The following is a 20,765-nucleotide window of genomic DNA, read 5'->3' on the forward strand; positions in this document are numbered from 1 at the left end:
TAGGTAGTGGTCATAATCTGCCTCCTCAATGAATGAGAGGCCATGCTATCGCGCGATATTCAGACTAGGTAGAACGCTGTAGAATGAACGCTTACCGCAAAGTAAATCTCAAACAATGGATGCCCGTCATCCGGTATTGCGGTAGAAAATAGAGGTCCCCCTCAAATTCTAGCCGTATGATTAGCCCTTTTTTACATCTAAAATTCTTCAAAACAACTTACCCACAGCGCATTCGACAGCAATTCGGTACGAAGCGCGACGGCAACTTGGCAAGCACTAAAATGCGTACGACCTCCGCTCGCTAAACCTGTGCATTTTTAACACATCGTATGATGAATAATTTGGCAAAAAGTATGATGGCAAAAAGGTGCGCTACACCACGTGTTTTTTAATTCAACTTAATCTGTAAGTTATTTTTTTTCATGAGAATTTTTTCTACGGCTTCATTCGTTACTTTTGTATCGAAAATCTTTAACCAATTCAAGCTTGGTATTTCACATATATCGCACAGTTGATCATTATCAAATCGGCAATATATTACGGCAATTTTTCTAAAGCTAGATGTCTTTAAAAGACATAAATCGCAACTCGAGAAGTCACAACTATAAAATGCTAGAAGACAATCCTCGTTTACGCCGCTTAGCAAGTTAAGCTGCTCATTAGTAATTTTTTGTGAAGTAAACCCAATGATAAGCTGGTTATTTTTATCTCGCTTTACTTCTGCCCCAATTGATTTGAGTGCTTCAAAGTTTGACATGTCCACCTAATCCTTATCTCTATATTCTCTTGTCTGCTCTGCATCAACTCCCCTTTCCTTCATTTCCCGAACAAACTGGTCATTGTGCGCTTCAGTTGGCTTATAGTGCCCGCTTTCAGAGTTATTTCGCAACAAATAGCCAGACGCAACTTCCATTTCACCGGCAGATGCAACATCACCACCACCTAAAAATGAGGAGTGATGAAATTCAAATATCCTTGGTGCTCCGGCAAAAATACGTCCCTGTGGATCCATAACAAATATATACGGGCCACCCCCCGTATCCAATGGCTTCCCGTATGCATCAACTATCAGGCCGTCTTTGACGAAAATTTTAAAAGGCGCACGCTCCTCTTCACTCTCTAAGTATTCCACCTCTACACCTAAACCATCCCACGCTTTTGCGAATCCTAACTCTTCAGCGCGGTATTCTGGCTCCATTTCTTTCAGATTGGTGTATTTCCTTTCCTTACATGTCAACCCCAACGGATCCACCCACCCAGTGGGATTCGGCGCATACTGATAGTTGTTAATGCCCCCCAACAACCCTATCGGGTCCTGCGTCGTAAACTGCCCCGTTTCTGGATTGTAGTACCGGTGCCGGTTGTAGTGTAGCCCGGTTTCTTCATCAAAGTATTGGCCCTGGAAGCGGATGGGGTTGTCCACCTCGTCCACGGCCTGGATGGCGGCGTTGCCGTAGGTTTTGTAGCGGGCTTTCCAGACGAGGTCGCCGGTTTCGCTGGTCAGCTCCCTCGGGGTGCCCAGGTGGTCGAGGTGGTAGTGGTAAATCTCGCCGTTCTGGACCAGGGCCAGGGGGCGGAAGCTTTCGGGTTCGTAAATGTAGGTTTTGGTTTGCTCGCCCGAGCTTTCGCGCACCATTTGGTCGGCAGCCCAGAGGAAGCGGGTTTCCTGCTCGCCAGCGCGTTTGGCGATGCGCCGGCCCAGGGGGTCGTAGCGGTATTCGGTGCTTTGGCCGTCCCGTTCCACTTTGACCAGCTGGTTGGCCAGGTTGTAGTGGTATTTTGTGAGGAGCTTGCCGCCTTTGCCCCGGCGCTCTTCGATCAGGTTGCCGCGGGCGTCGTAGCGGAACTTGCGGTCGCCTTGTAGGGTGAGTCGGTTGCCGTCGGCCTTGCCGTGTTTGCCCAGCAGATTGCCGGCCGGATCGAAGTGGAAGCGTTCTTCGAAGGTGCCTTCCACTCGCTTGAGCCGGTCCAGCAGGTCGTAGACAAAACGCTGCTGGTCAGGGCCGTCGGTCAGTTGGCTAAGGTTGCCGAAGGCGTCGTAGTCGTATTCGCGCTGAATCGGGCCCGGGTGTTTGTGGTCGCGCCGCTCGCTGTGTTGGCGCAGCAGGCGGCCGGCGGGGTCGTAGTCGCTGTAGGTGGTCAGCCCGCCCTGGTGGCGGGCCTGTTCCCGGCCCAGGGGGTCGCGGTCGATGTCCGCGAGGGTCGCCTTGTTGAATGTGGCACCGGTCCAGCGCAGTTGCTGGTCGAAGCGGTAGTCGATCACATCCCCGCCGGGGAGGGTCATGCCGCTGCGCAGGCCCGGCCAGATGTAGCGGTAGTCGATCTCCTGGGCGGTGGAGAGCAGCCGCTCGCGCTGGGCGTTCAGGTCGCACTGGTGCTCGCGGGTGACTTTGCCGTAGGGGTTGTAATCGAACTTGAGGTACTGGTGTTCGTTATAGGCTTCGGTGAGCTGGCCGGCCGGGTCGTAGGCAAAGCGGGTGTGCTCTTCAATCTCGTTCACGCCTATGCGGCGGCGGCTTTGCGTGCGCAGTTGGCCCAGGGCGTCGCGCTCGAACTGGGTGAGCACTTCGCCGGCGTCCAGGTGCTGGATCAGGTGGCCGGCGGCGTTGTATTGGTAGTGTTGCACCCGACCGTCGAAGCCGATTTCCTTGATCAGGCGTTCGTTGCCGTCGTAGAAGAATTGGTATTTTTCGCCGTTTTCGTTGATCAGGGCGGTAAGGTTGCGCTCGTTGTCGTATTCGTACCGTAGGCGATGGCCTTCGGGGTCGATGCGCTCGATGACTTGGCTCAGGCCGTCGTACTTGAATTCGGTCACGCGCCCGCGCGGGTCACTGTAGCGGGTCAGCTGGTCGTTGTCGTTGTATTGGTAGGTGTGGGTATCGCCACTGGCGGTAACGACTTGGCTCAGCTGCCCGGTCTCGGTGTAGGCAAAGCGGATGGAGCCGGCCTTGATGCGGCCCTTCAGGCGGATGTCCACCTGAATGAGTTGGCCCCATTCGTTGTGGTGCAGGCGCCGCTGGTGGCCGTCCGGGTCGGTCACGCTGAGTAGCTCGCCCGCGGGGGACCATTGGTACTGGGTTCGGTTACCCGAGGGGTCGCGAACCTCGTTCAACAGCCCCATGCGGTTGTAGCGGTAGTGGGTGCTCAGGCCGAAGGGGTCGGTCAGTTCGGTGAGCAGGCCCCGGCGGTCATAGCGGCGGGTCCAGAGGTGGCCGTTTTTATCTTTAAAGCGCGTGGGGCGCTGGTTGAAGTACCCGAGGCTGAGCCGTTGACCCAGAGCGTCTTCCAGGCCCGCGGGGCGTTTGTCTTCGTCGTAAAAGTAACGGGTGGTGTGACCTTCCGGGTCGGTGTAAGCGGTTTTACGACCCTGGTCATAGGCGTACTGGTGGCGACCGCCTTCGGGGTCGGTTTCCGTGAGGACCTGACCGTAGTCGTTGTACCGGTATTCGCGGGTGTAACCACGGCTGTCGGTGGCCCGGCTGCGCTTGTTGTCCGGGTCCCACTCGAAGCGATAGTCGTAAATGCCCCGCTCGCCCCACTGGCGGGTGCAGCGCGCGCCGGGGGCGTCACCGTCCCACTCGAAGAAGAAGCGAAAGCCGGTTTTGAGCTGACGCTCGCGAATCAGGTGGTTGGTGTACTGATAGCGCTCTTCGGCCCCCGCCGCGTTGCGGTGGGTAATCAGGTCGCCTTCCGGGCTGTAGTCATATTCGGCGAGGACTTTTTCCCGGTCGCTGGGGCCATCCACCAGCGCCAGCTGGGTAAGGCGGTGGTGTTGGTCCCGGCGCAGTTCCAGGCGTTTGCCCCAGTTGCTTTCCAGGCGCTGCAGCCAGCCGCCGGCGCTGTAGTGCAGGTTGATGGCGTAGCCCCGCTCGGGCTCCCGTTCGCCCAGCACGGTTTTTTCAGGGCGGTAGGCGGGGTGTTGGAGCTGGACCAGTAACAGCGTGTCTCCGATGGCGCCGCGGGAGGCAAACCGTTTGGTCCACTGGCCTTCCTGGTGCAGGAGAAAGGCATTCTCGGATTGGCGTTCGAGTCGCAGCCCTTCGGACCAGTGGCGGCTGCTGTGTTTGACCTCCGGTAGCGGCAGGGCGATATCCCGGCCCTCGGCATCCCGGTAGAGGACCTGTTCATCTTCGAGGGTGAGGGTTTCGCTACAGGTATGCGTCCAACCCGCCCCCAGGCCGATATCCCGAGCGTGGGAGCTGCGGTAGGTGCGGGTCCACTCCAGGGGCATGGGGCCCGGCAGGCGGCCGTCGGTCAGTTGAAGCAGCTCCTCCCCGGAGACCATGCTGATGGGTTCACCTTCGGTGGCGCATTCCTTGGCCGGCGGGCTGCCGTCTTTTGCCGGGGCTTTCCCGACGGGGGCGGCCTCGTCTCCGCCCACCTCGCCCGTATCCGGGGAGGCGGAGTCCAGCGACTGGCCGGTGTGGGTGCCACCATAAGCGGCTTTCTCAAGCTTTCCCTGAATGGGCTGGCTACCCCGCGTGCCCTTGGCCTTTTTCAGTTCCGAGGTGGGGTTGTGGGACTGCCAGCGTAGTTGGTTGGCCTTCAACAGCTCGGCCAGGGCCGCTTTGACGCGGGTGGCGTCCGCCAAGGGGGGCTTGCCCGGGGGTTTGACCGCCTCCCACAACTGGGCCCAGTTGCTGGGGGGCATGACGTCCACCTCGGCCAACAGCGACTGCTGCTGTGGCTCGCTCAGTTGCAACGGCGGCTGGGTGGCGGCTTGGGAAGGCTTGCGCCGGGTGCTAACGAGTGTGTATTGCTGCCCGGTCTTGGGGAGGCGAAGAATATGTTTCATAGGTCCGTATGACTGTCCTTGGCGTCCGTCAATCTCCAAGTGATTCGGCGCCACGGCGGCGCGAAATCACTCAACGGAGTGAAGTCTATCGAGTCCTTTTCAGTTTGTAGGTAGACTTGCGCGCCAACAAGCAAAAAATATGGGTTTTGTGAGGTGGTTCACAACAAAACGACCCGCAAGGTTTGGCTGTCAGGTGGTGCTTCGTTTTGAGCTCGACATCTGACAGGCCTGAACCTGCACGAAAGATTGTATCCATTTGTCAGGTGGCGGGCTCACGCCCTTACCTAACCTACGGATAGATTGATTCGGTTGAGCAGTGGTGCGTTAGGCTTCGCATAGACGGCCCGCTCTGACGCGTCGGATTTGCTGGCTGTCTTCGGCGATTACGCCACAGGGGTCGTGGCCGAACCATTCCAGTGAGGCGCTGTGAACCCGGTCGCGGGGCAGCATTTCGATAAAGTCGGCAAAGTCGTAGGCGCCGTTAAACAAAGGCACCATTCCCTCGCGACTGCCCGCGGCGGAATAGACGTTCTCCGGAGCGAACACCGGTAAGTGCTCTCGCTGGCTGATGTTTTTAAAATGCAAATGATGAACATGAGGCGAGAGCAGGTGCCAGGCCTTGATGGGGTCCTCGCGGGCCTCCCAAATATGGAGCACATCCAGGTTGATTTTCAGGGCGGGGTGATCCACCGCGCTTAGCAACTCCAGCGTGGAGGCGATGGTATCGGCCTGAGTGTGCGGATGGGTTTCGATTAACAGCTCGCGGCCCGATTCCTGGGCCTGCTGGCAGTAGTCCCGCAGGCGCGAGACCAGGGACTGAACCTCCAGTTCGGTGTTGTCGGCGCTGGCTTTTTTCCCGGCGAAGATTCTCAGCTTGGTGGTATTCCAGTGCTCGGCCATTTCACACAGCTCGCCCAACTTTTCTTCGCCTTTTCGGGCCGGGCCCGTAAAGGGCAAGTAATCACTGAGCATGGATACATCGAGGTTCATGGCATCCAGCCAGCGGCCACTGAGTGCCGGTTGGGAGCGCAGGCTGCGGGCGTGGGCGGCCCACAGTTCAATGCCATCCAGGCCGGAGCGAGCGGCGAAGGTCGCCAGCTCCGGCAAAGAGACCAAGTGATGACGAAAGCTGATGGTACACAAAGACAAATGCATCATAGGTTGGCCACCTCCGGTACTGGGCTTGAGGCTAAATAGCGCTGACGCCATTCGTTGTAGGCCAGAAACAGAGCGCGCTTAATGCGGTGTTCCCGCTCGTTTTGCCAGGCCACGGCGTTGGCCAGCGCGGCCAGGTCCTCGGCTTTTTGCGTCATGGCCCATTTGTTGGCCTGATACAACAATTGCTCATAACCTTTAACCAGTGCTTCAATCACATCACACCACTGTTCAAACTCATCGGCGGAACGCCCGAGCGCCCGCCAGAAATAGGCCAGCCCATGTTCGTAGGCGTATTTGCGAATCGCCAAAACGGGCAGCTCCGCCAGCGCGGCGCCCAGGGCCGAAGGCTCCCGTACTCCCTCTCCGGGCAGGTGCTGCTGAATAATCTGCTCCACCGCTTGGGTCAAACCGTTGGTGGTGGGCTGAAAGCACACCTCGAAATAGGCCGCCACGGCCTCGGGGTTGGGTTCGTGGAGGTGGCGCACATTGAGGGTGTAGCCCCCGGCGACGGCGGGCGACTCCACCGCGTGCATCACCCGGCGGCGATCCAGCGTTCCCTCCCAGCGGAAGTCCGGGTCCCACATCCAGACCTGGTCCTTTCGCACGCTGTCTTCCAGAAGTACGTAATGCGGAAAGGGGTTTAGCTTGAATCGGTTTTCCCGTTCGGGCAGGCGGTACAGGTCGAGCATTACCATCAGGTACTCCCACTCGGCTCGGCCGCTCATGAGTGCTTCGAGGTTCTCAATATTTCGGGCCTTACTCAGGCTGTGGTCGTACCACGGGGTCACCGTTGTTCCGTAAAGCCGCTCGAACCATGAAAAGAAAAAGCCGTGATCGACATCGTCTGCGTGATACCGCAAGCGCGCCCGCTCATCCACAAAGACTTCGGCATCCCACACACCAAAATAAAAGGGACGATGATCGAACCCGGCCCGCTTGACGGGGTGGCACAAGCAACTGACCACACAGTGGACTTTCACATCGAGCTCGGGCTCGCCCACGGTATCTTCCGGTTCCGGAGCGCAGGCCATTAGCCGCTCCAGATCGGCGAGCGTTTGCAGCTGCTCGGGGTCCAGGGCGTGCTCGGGAATGGCGTAGCCGGCTTCGGTTTCCAGCAACACCAACAGCTGCATCAGTTCCACCGAGTCCATCCCCAGGTCGAACGTCAGGTGCGCCTCGGGCGCCAACGCATCAAGTGGCAGGCGGGGTAGATGAACCTCCAGTAACTGGCGCACTTGGTCCACAAACTTACTTTTTACAACGGCCGTCATATCAAGCCACTCCCTGACGCGGTTCATTTCTGCCTTCCACCGCAAAGCGCGAAGCCAGTTCGCGGCGACTGACTTTGCCATTGGGCATGCGCGGAATTTGCTCCAGGTGGCGAACCCAAGTAGGCCACTGATAGGTGGCCAAGCGTTCGCGGTAGAATGAGCGCAGATCCCGATCGGTCAAGGAAGCATCGCCCGTGTACACCGCCGCGACCCGTTCGCCGGCCAGAGCATCCGGCAGCTTAAAGACCACGACATCCTGAATGCCCGAGTGGGCCATTAGCGCCTCTTCGACTTCCTGTGGGTACACATTCAGCCCGGCGGAAATAATGGTATCGTCCAGGCGGCCGCAGAAGTGCAGCGCGCCGGAAGCGTCCAGGTAGCCGGCATCACCGGTGTGGACGGCTCGCCCGCCCACCTGAATCACCACCTCTTGCGGCGCGTTCGGGTCGTCCCCGGCCTGCAATTCACAGTGGCCGAGGGCGGAGCCCATAACGTCCGCCTCCGCCGGCTGCCGGGCGATGGCAACGCAACCGGCCTCGGAGCAACCGTACTGCTGCCAGACATTGATGGTTTTCTTGGTCAGCGTCTCGAACCAGGCGCGCGGCATAACGCTGCCGGAGGTCATCACGCCGTACAGCGGCTGGTCACCCGGCCACAACATCAATAACGTTTTGATAAACGACGGCGAACTGTAGAGCATCGGCTTGGAATACTGGCGCAAGGTTCTGAGCAAATGCTTCGGGTTCCAGCCGGTCACAATGTGCGGCACGGCACCGCGCTCCATGGTAGCCATGACCCCGCAAATCAAACCGTAGGAGTGGGTGACGGAGCAGGCCACCACGGGCACCACTTCCGGGGAAAGGTCCAACGCGCGGTTGTAGTGTTCAATCTCTGTGGCGATTTCCGACCAGGTTCGCTCAATGCGCTTAGGCTCGCCGGTGGTGCCGGAGCTGAACTGAATCAGCGTACCGGAGGGGGCTTGTGTCGGCTCAAGCGGGTGAACGTTGCTCGCGCTCTGCCAGACCAGCGTGTCGCACTCAAGCTGACGGGCTTTCGCCAGCGCCGACGTTTGGGGCGTATCCGAGTGCAGAGGCGCAACCGACAGGCCATGGCGCCGGGCGTAAAGCGCGATTGCCAGCCATTCGAACCGATCGTGCGTACAGACCGCAATGCGGCGGGCCGCAGCCAGTTCGGGCTGGGAGCTCAAGGCTTGCCAGCGAGCCTCCAGGTCGCGTTGTGCATAAGCGTGATCATCGAGGTAGAACAGCATGAGGCACCTCTTTTCCATAAAAGTGTTGGGAAGAAAAATGTTGTTGATGAGAGTGTCTAAAAGGATTGAAAACCCGGTGGTGGTACTCACTCTCTTCGGGGCAGAGTTTCTTTCGCAGCAGGGACTCCACCTGAATCATGGGGGACTGGTAACCCAGCGCGTCGAGCCGGTCCGAACGACAGTGCCCGGCGTGGCGGTAACCCTCGAGACACTCCCCCACCAGCGACCAGAATCGCCCTTCGGGCAACCGGTAATGCTCTTCACACACGAGGGCGAGCTCGGAGAGGTGAAACACAAAAAGCGTGTCCATCACCAGTTCCCGTAACGCCTCCACCGAGGTCATCCAGTAGTACTCGTTGGGTTGGGCGTGGGCGTAGCGCGGCTCGCGAGAAAAGGCGGGGGCCCTTTCAGGCTCGGCGAGAAACGCTTCAACGTATTCCACACTCTCGTGAAAATCCCGGGCCGCCAGGCGCGTGGGCCAACCGTTCTCATGAAGCAAAACAGTATTCTGGCCGTGCGCTTCCAAACCGATGCCGTGCCGGGCGACCAAATGCCACACCGGAAGAATCAAGGTCTGGAACAGTTGCCCCAACCAGGTTTCCAGGCCGTAGCGCCGCACCCAAGGGTCGATAAAGGGCCGGCCGTCGGGCTCGATCAAGGCCAACGCCATCAGCGGCGCGGCAGTTTCGGTGGTTTTTTGATGGGCGGCCAAGCTCTCGCGCCACAGGGCGCCGAATTCGCAAATTTCCGGATCACCGTCCGCGAACGCTCCGGCCTCTTTCACTCGCAACCCCGCGTACTCTCGCAAGATGACCAGCGGATAGCGTTGGAAAAAGTGGTCACGCTCAACAGTCTCCGCGATCCATAGAGATAAGCGGGGGCCGGATTCAATTCCGTGACTGAGCAGGTGACGCGGTGCGGAGGTGCTAACGATGCTCAGCGGTAATTTAAGGTCGGCTTTTTTGGGGTGGGTGCGATTCATCAGCGTGCGCACCGACTGACTGACCCAGTACTCATCGCCCGGTTGCCCCAAGTCCACCGCCTTAAGCGCTGCTTTCTGACACCGCGCCGCCAAATACTTTTGCCACTGCCAGGGGTGGACGGGCACAAAGGTAACTGACTCCGGATCAAGCCCGCGAACCCGGGCTCTTTCTCGAAGGTTTTGATAGCCCGCTTCACCGAGCTCGCGACGCCAAAAACGCTCCTGATCGGAGGCCAAACCAGCGGCCACCACTTGCTCGCGCGGCAGGGCAATCCAATGAGGGCGCAAGGGCGACCCCGACTCGGGGCTATAGCGCTGATGATCCCGTTCACTGAACCCGACCCGGGCTTTAAAACAAGGGTGGTAAGGGTGGCCTTCACGCATGGCCATTTCCAATTCGGGCAATGACAGAGCACGGCGATCGCGCAGCGGCGGCAGATGCCGCTCGTTCCACTCGCACCAGTGGCGGGTTTGAGTCAGTTCGCGTTCAAAACGCCGGCGAGTTTGTTCCTCTCCCGGCAAGGCGTCCAGCAACCGCGACAACACCTCTTCGGGGAGGATCACGGAGGGCACCGAGTGAACCCGGGACAGCGCGGCGATATGTAAACGCACCCTTCCGAACTCACGCACCCGGCCGGCGCAGCGGTAGTCCTGCCGGCCCAAGCTGAAGTACAGCGTGTCCCACAGCCCCTTTTCCACGGGTACCAGAACGTAATCGACCAGGCCTTCGAACAATGCCGCTTCCAGGGCCTGGCGAAGTACGCGCTCAGCCGGCGTTTCGCCCTGCGCCGGCAGGCCCGGTTCGGCCTCTGAGGTGGGGGCGGTCAGTGCTTCAGACATAAGCCGCCTCCTTGAGCGCCGCGGCGGCCTGGCTAGCGGAACAAAGCGGATTGTCGATGGTGGTATAGGCAGCCAGTTCCAGCTCGGCCTCCAGCTCATCAATGTCTTCCACGCGAGTCAGCAGGTTGGCCTTCGCCGGTAGCTGGGTTTGGGTCAGCCAGCGCTCGATCAATGCCCGGCCGCTGCCGGAGAGCGTCAGCCGCAGGCTATCCAACCGGTGCCGCAAGCGCTCGAGCAAGGCATCCTCAGTGAGGATGCCGTCCGCGCCAAGACGGTAGATGACCGCAAACACTTGGTTCACCAGCAGATAGTAACCAAAGCGGTCCATAATGCTGGCGGAGGGGTAAAACAGTTCGCTGTCCGGGCTCAGTAGCGGCTGCCACTTCAGCAGTTTCTCCCGCTGTTGCTCGTCCAGGTAAAAACCTTGATTGTCCCGATAGTAGTACGTCTCCGGGTAGCCACCTTCGTTGAGCTTCAACAAACTGTTTTGCTGATGCGCCTCAAGCGCAATGCCGTGGTGATCGAACAACACTAGGCAAGGTTCAACGGCGCATTGCCAATAGGCCTCGAACCAATCCTCGCCCACAGCCCGCACCGGCCGTTTTTCCTCCGCGGCCTGCTGGTGCAAAAGCTCGGACAATACCGAGCGCTCTTGCTCTGGATGCCATACATCCTGCAGCAGCGCCGCCAGGCAGTACACGTGCCGGCCGGACTCCCCGTCAAAGGGGTTGTCGCGAAGCACGGTTTCGAAGCCACTTTCCAGCCCGTCGGGGTGGCGAAGAGTCAAATAGGCCGGATCACTGATGACCTGAAAGCGGGGAAAACGCTCGGAAAAGCGCAAGCGCTGCATCAAGCCCGCCATCAAGACGCCCGCGCGCAGCTCGTGCACCTTATTTTGGCGAAGCGAGTTAGTGATTTTCACCGGCAGCGACACTTTGTACATCCAGGGCGCATCCCGGTGGTAGACCGTGCGAACCGAGGAGGTGGCGGAAAAACTATGACCGAGCGGCCCCAGATAACGCAGCTCCCCCGCCTTCAACCAGGCTTTTATATGGGGCCTGGCCATCAGCCAGTGGGCCTGTAGCGGATGCACGGGAATCAACACTTCGTGAGGCTCCACCCCCACCGAATGGTCGCTAATCTGAAGCGCCTCGCGCAGCAGGACTTCCGCTTCCGATCCCAGCAGCGACTGCTGCTCCACCCGGTCCCGGTGGGCGGCAAAGTAGTGAAGCTGAAACTGCCCCTGCAGCTCCGGCGTCACCATTTCGTGCTGCCAGTCGAGAATGCCTTGCCGGCTTTTGGGCGTGGGGTGCAGCCAGTGGCCGAGCAGCAAGCTCTGCTCGGCGCTGTTGAAGTGGTCCGGCTCCTGGTACGGCGTTTGCCAACGCGCTTCCAGGTAGCGGATGGTGTTTTGCAGGCTGTCGGTCAGCCGGTGGGTCAACTCCAGCTGGCGATGTTTCAAGCCCGCGCCGGCGTGCCCTCCCCGCTCATGGAACAGCTCTTTGACCAACAACAGCAAGGTACTCCAGAACCCTTCCTGCTTTAGCTGCGCGCTTGGGTATCCGCCCGAGTGCCGACAAAACACCGCTTCAATGCGATGGCGACCGGCCAGCGAACGGTAGCTGACCAAGAACCAGAGAGTGGCGTCCTGGCGAGGCAAATGCAGTTGCAGTAGAGACTTCCCCGTAAGCAAGGTCTGGGGTAAGAGCGCTCGGGTTTGGGGCGCGTCCGAACAAAGCCACTGCCCGGGGTCCACTTCGCGCAAGTAACAATTTACAAACGCCTGAAACGTGGTGTACTCAGCGAGATGTCGAGCGAAATCGGCCATAGAAAGTTCCTCGTAACGATTCCTGTGAGGAGGATGTGTGACCGATTATATGAGAATGGTTCTCAATGTCATTTAGTTTTACGATTGTTACACTTTTTGGCACAACAATCATTTAGCAGCCAACTCCAGGCGCCCGGTTGAAGATTGACGCACCTTCATGCCCAACGCCAGAACGAGAGTAAACGCTTCCGCCAGCGGCAACGACCACAGAAAAGAGACCCCCGGCTGGACGCTCAGCAACATCAAAAACAGCAGCGGCAGCAAAAGGCTGCGAGACAGCGCAATCAAGGCCGAGCGTCCGGGCTGCTGCAACCCGGTGAACCAAGCCGACAACACCAAGTTGGCACCGGTCAGCCAGAACACCAAGCCAATGACCGCCCAGAACGCTTGCGCGTACTGCGCTACCGCGGCTTGGGCGTCGGCAAAGAACCACCGGCTTAAAGGCTCGCTCCCCCATTGAATGGCACCCCAAAGCACGATGCCCGAACTCAACGCCATCACCATCCCGAAGCGGAAAAAGCGATGCGCTCTGTGCCACTGCCCCGCGCCGCGATTCTGGCTAACAAGCACGTGCACCACTTCGGCAATGGCAAAGGCCAGCATAATGTTGAGCAACAGCCCGTAGTGAATCAGGGCAAAACCGGCGACTCCGGCAATACCGTATTGGCGACTCAACAACCAATGAATGACCAACAACACCAGCCCGGCGGAGACTTCGTTAACGAATTCGGACAGGCCGTTGCCGCAGAACTGTCGCAACCGCCGGAGGCTGGGCCGAACCCGCGTCCATTGAAGCGGCGTGGATGAACGCCGGAAGAGGTAGAGCAACAGCAGGCACTGAGTCAGCTGGGCGGCCACGGTGGCGAGGGCGGCGGCGCGAATATCCCAGCGCAACACCGCCAAGAGCCAGACATCCAGAATGATATTGACCATCGCCCCGGCCACCAGCGCTCGGCTGGCCCGCTGGGGCTGCCCGCCCGTGCGCAAGAAATAGTAGAGCACCACCGCCAGATACTGGGGCGCCAGGCCGAGCAGCACAATGTGGAAGTAGGGTTGAATCAGCGGGCGCAGACTCTCCGGCACGGCCAGCAGTTGCAGGATCGGCTCATGCCATACCGTAGCGAGCAGGCTCAGCGCGAGCCCGCCAACCCCCGCCCCCCAAAGGCAACCGGAGAACACCCGGCTGGCCGCGCGCCGACGGCGGGCGCCCAGGTACCGCCCCGCCACCACGCTGCCCCCAATGGCCAGCATTAGCACCAGGCCAAAGAGCAACGTCCAGAGGGGAATCAACAGGTTCACGGCGGCCAGCGCATCGGCCCCCAACCACTTCCCCACCATGATGCCATCGACCAGTGCCGCACCGGTCAATGCCAGCAGCCCCGTCACCGAGGCCCCGACATAGCGAAGAAAGGTGGGTAGAGCGGGCGCCTCCACCGCCGCGTTGGGAGAGCGAGTCACCGCTCCCAGCGAACCGCGGGCGGGTTCTTTGCTTGACCGCTCATGGGGCCGAGGTGGCGCTCAATGGTGTCTTCAATATCGCGCAGATCGACAGGCGCCTGCGAACGGCAGAGGCAGTGAAGCAGAGGGCCTTCGGCCCGCAATTCACACTGACCGATACCGAAGTCCACCTCGCCCCGGGCTTCATCCCAGCGCGCACTGACTTTATGGCTGAAGTGTTTGCACAGGCGATGCAGCGTTCGGGCGGGCGAGTCGAGCGGCACCTGTGCCCGGGACGTCAGAATGTCGGTATTCAAAACAAGCTCCTTGAGATTGCTATCGGGTATCAAGTAAACGTGGCGCGCCGCTCGGCCCGGGGGGCCAGTTCCCCCGCCGGAGGCAAAAGCGACAACCGATAGCCGTGCCCCCGGACGGTTTGAATCGCATCGGCGGGCATTCCGGCGACCACCAGCTTTTTCCGGATTCGGCTCAAGTGCATATCGATGCTCCGGTCATCACGGCAGTAGGATTTATTGAGCACCCAGCGGTGAAGGTCGGCTTTGTGCAATAGGCTGTTATGATGACGCGCCAGGCTCCACAACAGCTTAAACTGAATCGCCGTCAGTTGCAGCGAGCGTTCGTCGTACCGAACCGTCCGGTCGCGCCGGCTGAGCACCAATGGCCCCAGGGTCAGGGCGTGCTCAGAGGCATCCATAGCCGTGGCGCCGTTGAGCCGGCGCAACAGCGCTTCGCTGCGCACCAGCAGCTCTACCGGATTCACCGGCTTGGCCAGAAAGTCATCCGCCCCTCTGCGAAGCGCGTCTACACATACACTGCTGTTGTTCGCCAACATAATTACCGGCGTGCTCTGCCACTGCCTCAGCTCGGCCAGCAGGCTCCAGGGGTTTAGCTTCGGTGCGTCAGCATCCACAATCAAAACATCCACATCGGCTCGCAGGACGCAATCACACGCTTCTTGCCCAGCCCGGCAGCTGGCAATAGCCCAGCCTTCCGTTCGGAAGCGGGCCCGCACCACCGCGTGCAGATCATCGTCACGTCCTACCCACAGTGCCCTCGCCACGGGCAACCCTTCGGGAGTTGGTTCCATGTCACCTCCGATTGTCATTTGAGATCCTTAATGATAATCATACTCATTATTATAAAAATCACAATAGCCGCGACTCACATTTTTGCGGTAACCTCTGCAAACATTCACTGACAGGCCCCGGCATGCTCTCAAACGCCTCTCGCTCCTTTATGTTTGCGGCACTGTTCCTCGCGCTCGGTCTGGGCGCGGGCTGGTGGCTGCGCGGTGCTTCAGAGGCGGGCGGCTCCGAGGCCCCCCAGGCGCTGACGCTAGAACGCGCACCCAACGCCACAGGCCAGTCTTTACTGCCCGAGCGACGCATCGCCCCCACCTCCCGCGATGCAACGTCCATAAAAAAGGCTACACAAGGCGCCGTGGCGCCTACCCGCGACGGCGGAGAAGCTCTCGAACGCAAAACACGGAATAAAGAGGCCCCAGACTCGAAAGCCGTTCTTCGCGAGCACCTTGATAGCCGAGCCTTTGGCGCCGCCATGGATCTGTACCAGAGCGTAGAGCGGCGAAGCGCTGAGTCGGCGGCTCGTCTGCGGCAAATAATTCTGGAATACCTGGAGGGTTACCTGCGTACCGGAGACGATGTCGCCCTCACCCGCCTGGCCGAGGGCTTTTTATCCGTCCACTACGACGACGTTGCCGTGCTGACGCTGCTATCTCGCCACCAACAACAGTCCGGCTACTGGGCGGAGGCGGCCCGCACTTTTCAACTGGCTTACTCCTACAGCGAAGCCCAACCCACCCAGCGCTCCCAGGTAACCCAAGCGTTCGATCGGTTCGTTCACGCCGTAGACCAACCACTGGCGGCCGAACAACGTTGGCAGGAGCTGATCAGCTTCTACGAGACGCTGGAGCAGCTCGACCTGAGCCGGGCGGCGGAGCAATTACGTCTCGGTCAACTGTATCTGGCCCACGGTGAACCGGCGGCGGGGCAGCGTCTGCTCAAGCCTTTGACCGACCATCCGACGGTGGGCTCCCACGCCTCCGCGCTGCTGAACAATTCCTCCGACGCTTCTCAAGCTCGGCGCCCACCGCCGCCTCCGGTGGGCAGCATCGCCCTGGAAGCAATCGGCAACCACTACGCCCTGCCCCTGACCCTGGACGGAGGGCCGCAGGTTCGCTTGGTGATCGACACCGGCGCCAGTCTGACTACCCTCTCGCAACAAGCCTTTGACCGGGTTAGCGCCTCGGCCCGCTTTACCGAATTGGGGCCTCAGCTGTTCAACACCGCTGGCGGCACCTCCAGCGGCATGGTCTATCGCGTGGAGCGTCTGCAAATCGGCGAACACCGGCTAGAGGATGTCCCCATCGCCGTGCTCGACTTCAACCTGCCGGGAGACATCGACGGCCTCCTGGGGATGAACGTATTGCGCAACTTCCGGTTCGAAGTGGATCAGGACCAGCATGTGCTCAAGCTGCAGCCCCGCCCGTAAGCAGAACCATCACCCGGCCCCGGCTTAGCGTGTACAATGAGCGTTTTCGAAAACGGACCCTGGGCGGACATCCCCATGAGTGAGAAAAAAACCACCGATTTTGGCTACGAACGAGTGGCCGTGGAGGAGAAAGCCGGGCGCGTGGCCGATGTGTTCCACTCGGTGGCGGCCCGTTACGACGTCATGAATGATTTGATGTCCGGCGGTATCCATAGACTCTGGAAGCGTTTCACCATCGAACTGGCCGGCGTGCGCGCGGGCCAGAAAGTGCTGGATATTGCCGGAGGCACGGGCGATTTGAGTTACGCCTTCGCCCGCCGCGTGGGCGATGAGGGGCTGGTGGTGCTGGCGGATATCAACGAGTCCATGCTCAACGTCGGCCGGGACCGGCTGACCGACCGGGGCGTGGCCGGTAACCTGCAATATACCCAGGCGGACGCCCAGTACCTGCCCTTCCCCGATAACACCTTTGACTGCATTACCATCGCTTTTGGCCTGCGCAACGTCACGGATAAGGACCTGGCGCTGGCCTCCATGCTGCGGGTGCTCAAACCCGGCGGCCGACTGCTGGTGCTCGAGTTCTCCAAGCCCGATAACCCGCTGCTGGAAAAGGCCTATGACGCCTACTCCTTCAAGCTGCTGCCCTTTATGGGCAAAGTAGTCGCCAATGACGCGGACAGCTACCGCTACCTGGCCGAGTCCATCCGTATGCACCCGGACCAGGAGACCTTAAAGGCCATGATGGAAAAGGCCGGATTTGTAAACACCGAATACCACAACATGACCGGCGGTGTGGTGGCGCTGCACAAAGGTATCAAACCCTGATATGACCACGACTGCGACCATGGCGGCCCTGAGCGCCGCCGAAGCCGCGATCCAAAAAGCCTTGCAATATGACCCGGCGAGTCGCCAGGCCCTGGCAAGGCTTGAGGGTCAAGTGCTGGCTTTACAGTTCACTCAACCGGAGTGGACCCTGTACGTTCACCCCTGCGCCGAAGGCCTGCGGCTGACCCGCCACTGGGAGGGCGAGGTTCAAAGCCGCCTCACCGGCCGAGCGCAGGATTTTGTGGGCTTGGCCCGCGGCGCACAGACCACCCTGGCCGGCTCCGGTATTCAACTTGAAGGCAGCACCCATCTGGTTCAGGAGTTGCAGCGTATTACCCGTGAGCTGGACATTGATTGGGAAGAAGCCCTGAGCGAGCGGCTCGGGGATGTGGCCGGCCACCAGGGCGCCGAATGGCTGCGTACCGGCGGGCAATGGCTGACGGCCCGGGAAGCCGAAGCCCGTCGCCTGCTGGGCGAATTCCTCACCCAAGAGGCGGCCATACTGGTCGGGCCGGAAGAACTGAATCACTTTCACCAAGCCGTGGATGAGCTGGCGCTGGATGTGGACCGCGCCCAAGCGCGTCTCGAGCATTTGCGCACCCGGCTCACCGCCCACCGTCACCCTAAGGAATAACCGTGCTTGTCGTTCTGCGTCGTCTGATTACCATCGGTTTTGTTATCTGGCGCTACCGCCTCGACTTGCTGATCCCCCGGGGCGAACTGCCCTTTTACGTGCGCCTGTTATTGCTGCCGTGCAAGCTCCGACCGGCCGGCAAGATGAGCCGCGGCGAGCGGTTGCGCCGGGCACTGGAAGACCTCGGCCCGATTTTTATCAAGTTCGGTCAGTTGCTATCGACCCGGCCGGATCTGGTGCCGGTGGATATGATGGACGACCTGAACCGGCTTCAGGACAAGGTACCCCCTTTCGATAAAGACCACTTTCGCCAACTGCTGGAGCGCGGGCTGGGGGAGAAAGTAGAAGATATTTTTGCCAGCTACGAACAGGAGCCACTGGCCTCGGCGTCGGTCGCTCAGGTTCACGGCGCCACGCTGCACGATGGCACGCCGGTGGTGATCAAAATTGTTCGCCCGGGTATTGAGCGGGTCATCGAGCAGGACGTTCGCCTGTTAATGATGATAGCCCAGGGGGTGGAGCGTTACAGTATCGACGGCAAGCGCCTGCACCCGGTGGACGTGGTGCACGACTACCGCAACACGATTTTTGACGAACTCGACTTGCAGCGGGAAGCGGCCAACGCCTCCCAGTTGCGCCGCAATTTCATAGATTCGCCGCTGCTTTACGTGCCGGAAATCTACTGGGATTATACCCGCAATAATGTCCTGGTCATGGAGCGCATTCACGGCATCCCCGTAACGCACATTGATGAGCTGAAGGCCCAGGGCACGGACATGAAAGCCCTGGCCGAACGCGGCGTGGAAATTTTCTTTAAGCAGGTGTTCGAGCACAACTTCTTTCACGCCGACATGCACCCGGGGAATATCTTCGTCGCCACGGAAAACCCCATATACCCGAAATACATCGCGGTGGACATGGCGATTGTCGGCTCCCTGACCCGGGAAGACCAGTACTACCTGGCCCGCAACCTGCTCGCCATGTTCCGGCGGGACTATCGCCAGGTGGCCGAGCTGCACGTGCAGAGTAGTTGGGTACCGGAAGGCACCCGCGTGGAAGAACTGGAAGCGGCGGTACGCACCGTGTGCGAGCCGATTTTTGAAAAGCCCCTGAAGGAAATCTCCTTCGGCCATCTGTTGATGAGCCTGTTTCGCACCGCCCGTCGGTTCGATATGGAAGTACAACCACAGCTGGTACTGCTACAGAAAACCCTGCTCAATATCGAGGGGCTGGGCCGCCAGCTTTACCCGGACCTGGACCTGTGGGTCACGGCCCATCCGTTTTTGGAACGCTGGCTCAAGAACCGTTTCAACCCCAAGTCGCTCTGGACAGAGCTCCAGCGCTACGCCCCGGAGTGGCTGGAGAAGTTTCCTCAAGTCCCAGACCTGGCATTCGGAAGCCTGCAACAAATGCAGAACCTGGGCCAGGTAGCCATTCAGTTGAAAGCTCAAACCGAAGAAATGGAACGCCAACAGCAGCTTCAGCGCCACTCTCGACGCCGGAGTGTCATAGGCGCTCTGGCGCTGATCGGTGCCGGCCTCACCGCCTGGCCGCACCTGGGCGGCTCGCTCGCGGAATGGGCACACCGACTCGACTGGGGCCAAATTCCCGCGGAAAGCTGGGCGCTGCTGTCTCTGGGATTGGCTATTCTGATACTGCGCCGATAAGTAAGAGGCCAAACTCGCTCCGGGTCCACCGCCGCTTCTATCCGAAACCAAGGGTGCTTACTGCTGCCAAGAGGTACTTTTATAAATCATTTACGTTCTTTTCCTTCGATTTCTTTATGGTCACCCTTCATAGGCCCTTTTCCGTTTAGAAAAAAGCTGCGAAGTTCTTTGCATACGAGGTGGCCAACACTGTTATTCACAGGATTGGCCGTATAGGTCCCTGCCGTATTTTTCTGATTCAGCAACCTCGTTTTTTGTCATTTCTGAAGCTATGGATTTCAGTTGATTTCGATCAGACGCCAGTATCCCTTCCGCGCCCTCACTCTTATTGGCGTAAATCATTCCACGAACGAGCAAATTTGAGTAAGTTCTTATATTTTTTGGAATGTCGCTGTCATCTTGCCAGAGGTGTCCCTCTCCTAATCCGTGGGCGTAGGCATGAAATGCTCGCGGCTCACAGCTCGCTCTTGCCTCATCTAGATTTTTTGTCATCTTGTGCCGATACGCTTCTTTTTCTTTCTTCGTCCAGCTTGAAAAATCGTTAGGCTCGTAAAGAGTGGCTAGGACAGTTTTGGCTTTGGGGTCGCCTTTTGCAGCTGACGCTTCCAGGTAATCGTACGCCTCCTGTAGATCTTTATCTTCAAGGCTTTTACACTCATTATAACGACTGACAGCACGATTAATATTGTATAAGGTAGCACCATTACCGCGACCTTCCATTAATGACGTCTTTTCATGCAGCGCTTTTAACTCCTGGAGTTGTTGCTTGTTTTTCGCCGCGAGGCTACAGTAATCCAGGATTCTAAAAAGCCCTCTTTCTGGTTTACCAGAAGGATCGTCTTTAATGGTTTCCAGGATTCTATCCACTTCACCAGAAAAGTTTTTTTGGGGAACTTTATAGTCGCTAAAAATCTTCTTCCAGTGGGGGAGGGAAGGGGTTTCTTTAGGAGTTTGATTTTGTTCAGGTGTCGATTTTTGCTCGCTCGAGCCTGCTTGCTCATCAGAAGTCTTAGAAAACCGACGCTTTTGGGTATCGTTATATGCAGGCCGAGTCGGCTTGGATTCTTCCCTCGCTCGCTCTTGATTGCCATCGACATGGTAGTAGACTGCACCCGCAGTCAAAGCTGCGGCCGCGATTGCTATTATTGTTCTCCTCATCGGAGCAACTTCCTTCTTTGAAAGTTTTATGCCATTGACTTATTTTTTGTACGTTACCTTTTCAGGGGAGGGAGTGTCTAGCAAGCTGCTTTAAGAAGGACACTCTAGGGCATCTCTATTTTTCCCTGCCATACCGAATAACTGGCATCCACGGCTTGAAAGTTACTTTGCGTACCCCTCATGACTATTTTTGTGCCAACCCCCTCTGCACGAAGCTCCAGCGCTACGCCCCGGAGTGGCTGGAGAAGTATCCTCATTCCCGCGGAGAGCTGGGCGCTGCTGTCTCTGGGGCTAGCGGTTCTGATTTTGCGCCGGTGAGGGAATGGCATGCATTGCGTCCGACACTTCCCACAGGAGCAGGGCCCGCG

General features: G+C 59.0%; 15 protein-coding genes. 4 read left to right on the plus strand and 11 right to left on the minus strand.

Annotated elements, in window-relative coordinates; all coding sequences use genetic code 11:
* Window positions 1–388 precede the first annotated feature (388 nt).
* From AAE514_RS10730 to AAE514_RS10775, 10 genes are all read right to left on the minus strand, one after another.
* Complete coding sequence (locus AAE514_RS10730; protein WP_347331537.1) at window positions 389–757, minus strand: hypothetical protein; 369 nt, start codon at window positions 755–757, stop codon at window positions 389–391.
* A 6-nt stretch (window positions 758–763) separates the two neighbouring features.
* Window positions 764–4,795, minus strand: coding sequence for an RHS repeat-associated core domain-containing protein (locus AAE514_RS10735; protein WP_347331538.1), 4,032 nt, complete (start codon window positions 4,793–4,795; stop codon window positions 764–766).
* Window positions 4,796–5,119: 324 nt separating this feature from the next.
* A complete protein-coding gene (locus tag AAE514_RS10740) occupies window positions 5,120–5,953 on the minus strand; it encodes a sugar phosphate isomerase/epimerase family protein (protein WP_347331539.1) in 834 nt (277 codons plus the stop codon).
* Entirely contained in the window at window positions 5,950–7,224 is a 1,275-nt protein-coding gene (locus AAE514_RS10745) for a DUF6005 family protein (protein ID WP_347331540.1), read from the minus strand. Before AAE514_RS10745 ends, AAE514_RS10740 begins: the two co-directional genes overlap by 4 nt.
* 1 nt (window position 7,225) lies before the next feature.
* The gene (locus AAE514_RS10750) at window positions 7,226–8,494 is read right to left on the minus strand and encodes an AMP-binding protein (protein ID WP_347331541.1); all 1,269 of its coding nucleotides are present in this window, start codon (window positions 8,492–8,494) and stop codon (window positions 7,226–7,228) included.
* Entirely contained in the window at window positions 8,475–10,316 is a 1,842-nt protein-coding gene (locus AAE514_RS10755) for an IucA/IucC family protein (protein WP_347331542.1), read from the minus strand. Before AAE514_RS10755 ends, AAE514_RS10750 begins: the two co-directional genes overlap by 20 nt.
* The gene (locus AAE514_RS10760) at window positions 10,309–12,144 is read right to left on the minus strand and encodes an IucA/IucC family protein (RefSeq protein WP_347331543.1); all 1,836 of its coding nucleotides are present in this window, start codon (window positions 12,142–12,144) and stop codon (window positions 10,309–10,311) included. Before AAE514_RS10760 ends, AAE514_RS10755 begins: the two co-directional genes overlap by 8 nt.
* Window positions 12,145–12,252: 108 nt before the next feature.
* Window positions 12,253–13,602 carry an MATE family efflux transporter gene (locus AAE514_RS10765; protein WP_347331544.1) on the minus strand — a complete coding sequence of 450 codons (1,350 nt, stop codon included), beginning with the start codon at window positions 13,600–13,602 and terminating at the stop codon, window positions 12,253–12,255.
* Complete coding sequence (locus tag AAE514_RS10770; RefSeq protein WP_347331545.1) at window positions 13,599–13,898, minus strand: DUF2218 domain-containing protein; 300 nt, start codon at window positions 13,896–13,898, stop codon at window positions 13,599–13,601. Before AAE514_RS10770 ends, AAE514_RS10765 begins: the two co-directional genes overlap by 4 nt.
* A gap of 29 nt (window positions 13,899–13,927) precedes the next feature.
* The gene (locus AAE514_RS10775) at window positions 13,928–14,689 is read right to left on the minus strand and encodes a response regulator transcription factor (protein ID WP_347331546.1); all 762 of its coding nucleotides are present in this window, start codon (window positions 14,687–14,689) and stop codon (window positions 13,928–13,930) included.
* Between the two features lie 122 nt (window positions 14,690–14,811).
* On the opposite strand from AAE514_RS10775, the gene AAE514_RS10780 reads away from it, so the two are divergent.
* The 4 genes from AAE514_RS10780 to ubiB all read left to right on the plus strand — a co-directional run bounded on the left by AAE514_RS10780 (window position 14,812) and on the right by ubiB (window position 19,239).
* A complete protein-coding gene (locus AAE514_RS10780) occupies window positions 14,812–16,113 on the plus strand; it encodes an aspartyl protease family protein (protein ID WP_347331547.1) in 1,302 nt (433 codons plus the stop codon).
* A 75-nt stretch (window positions 16,114–16,188) separates the two neighbouring features.
* Window positions 16,189–16,938 carry a bifunctional demethylmenaquinone methyltransferase/2-methoxy-6-polyprenyl-1,4-benzoquinol methylase UbiE gene (ubiE, locus tag AAE514_RS10785; protein WP_347331548.1) on the plus strand — a complete coding sequence of 250 codons (750 nt, stop codon included), beginning with the start codon at window positions 16,189–16,191 and terminating at the stop codon, window positions 16,936–16,938.
* Window position 16,939: 1 nt separating this feature from the next.
* Window positions 16,940–17,572: a ubiquinone biosynthesis accessory factor UbiJ gene (locus AAE514_RS10790; protein WP_347331549.1), complete on the plus strand. Its 633-nt coding sequence runs from the start codon at window positions 16,940–16,942 to the stop codon at window positions 17,570–17,572.
* Window positions 17,573–17,574: 2 nt separating this feature from the next.
* Window positions 17,575–19,239 carry a ubiquinone biosynthesis regulatory protein kinase UbiB gene (ubiB, locus tag AAE514_RS10795; protein ID WP_347331550.1) on the plus strand — a complete coding sequence of 555 codons (1,665 nt, stop codon included), beginning with the start codon at window positions 17,575–17,577 and terminating at the stop codon, window positions 19,237–19,239.
* 192 nt (window positions 19,240–19,431) lie between these two features.
* On the opposite strand, the gene AAE514_RS10800 is transcribed toward ubiB, so the two are convergent.
* The gene (locus tag AAE514_RS10800) at window positions 19,432–20,397 is read right to left on the minus strand and encodes a hypothetical protein (protein ID WP_347331551.1); all 966 of its coding nucleotides are present in this window, start codon (window positions 20,395–20,397) and stop codon (window positions 19,432–19,434) included.
* Between the last annotated feature and the right edge of the window lie 368 nt (window positions 20,398–20,765).

Origin of the sequence: Marinimicrobium locisalis (genome assembly GCF_039822625.1) — a bacterium.
GTDB classification, from domain to species: domain Bacteria; phylum Pseudomonadota; class Gammaproteobacteria; order Pseudomonadales; family Cellvibrionaceae; genus Marinimicrobium; species Marinimicrobium locisalis.

Excerpts from the sequence above, each read along its gene's own strand:
- AAE514_RS10730 (WP_347331537.1), bottom strand. The coding sequence starts at position 757 with ATGTCAAACTTTGAAGCACTCAAATCAATTGGGGCAGAAGTAAAGCGA.
- AAE514_RS10735 (WP_347331538.1), bottom strand. The coding sequence starts at position 4,795 with ATGAAACATATTCTTCGCCTCCCCAAGACCGGGCAGCAATACACACTC.
- AAE514_RS10740 (WP_347331539.1), bottom strand. The coding sequence starts at position 5,953 with ATGATGCATTTGTCTTTGTGTACCATCAGCTTTCGTCATCACTTGGTC.
- AAE514_RS10745 (WP_347331540.1), bottom strand. The coding sequence starts at position 7,224 with ATGACGGCCGTTGTAAAAAGTAAGTTTGTGGACCAAGTGCGCCAGTTA.
- AAE514_RS10750 (WP_347331541.1), bottom strand. The coding sequence starts at position 8,494 with ATGCTGTTCTACCTCGATGATCACGCTTATGCACAACGCGACCTGGAG.
- AAE514_RS10755 (WP_347331542.1), bottom strand. The coding sequence starts at position 10,316 with ATGTCTGAAGCACTGACCGCCCCCACCTCAGAGGCCGAACCGGGCCTG.
- AAE514_RS10760 (WP_347331543.1), bottom strand. The coding sequence starts at position 12,144 with ATGGCCGATTTCGCTCGACATCTCGCTGAGTACACCACGTTTCAGGCG.
- AAE514_RS10775 (WP_347331546.1), bottom strand. The coding sequence starts at position 14,689 with ATGGAACCAACTCCCGAAGGGTTGCCCGTGGCGAGGGCACTGTGGGTA.
- AAE514_RS10780 (WP_347331547.1), top strand. The coding sequence starts at position 14,812 with ATGCTCTCAAACGCCTCTCGCTCCTTTATGTTTGCGGCACTGTTCCTC.
- ubiE (WP_347331548.1), top strand. The coding sequence starts at position 16,189 with ATGAGTGAGAAAAAAACCACCGATTTTGGCTACGAACGAGTGGCCGTG.
- AAE514_RS10790 (WP_347331549.1), top strand. The coding sequence starts at position 16,940 with ATGACCACGACTGCGACCATGGCGGCCCTGAGCGCCGCCGAAGCCGCG.
- AAE514_RS10800 (WP_347331551.1), bottom strand. The coding sequence starts at position 20,397 with ATGAGGAGAACAATAATAGCAATCGCGGCCGCAGCTTTGACTGCGGGT.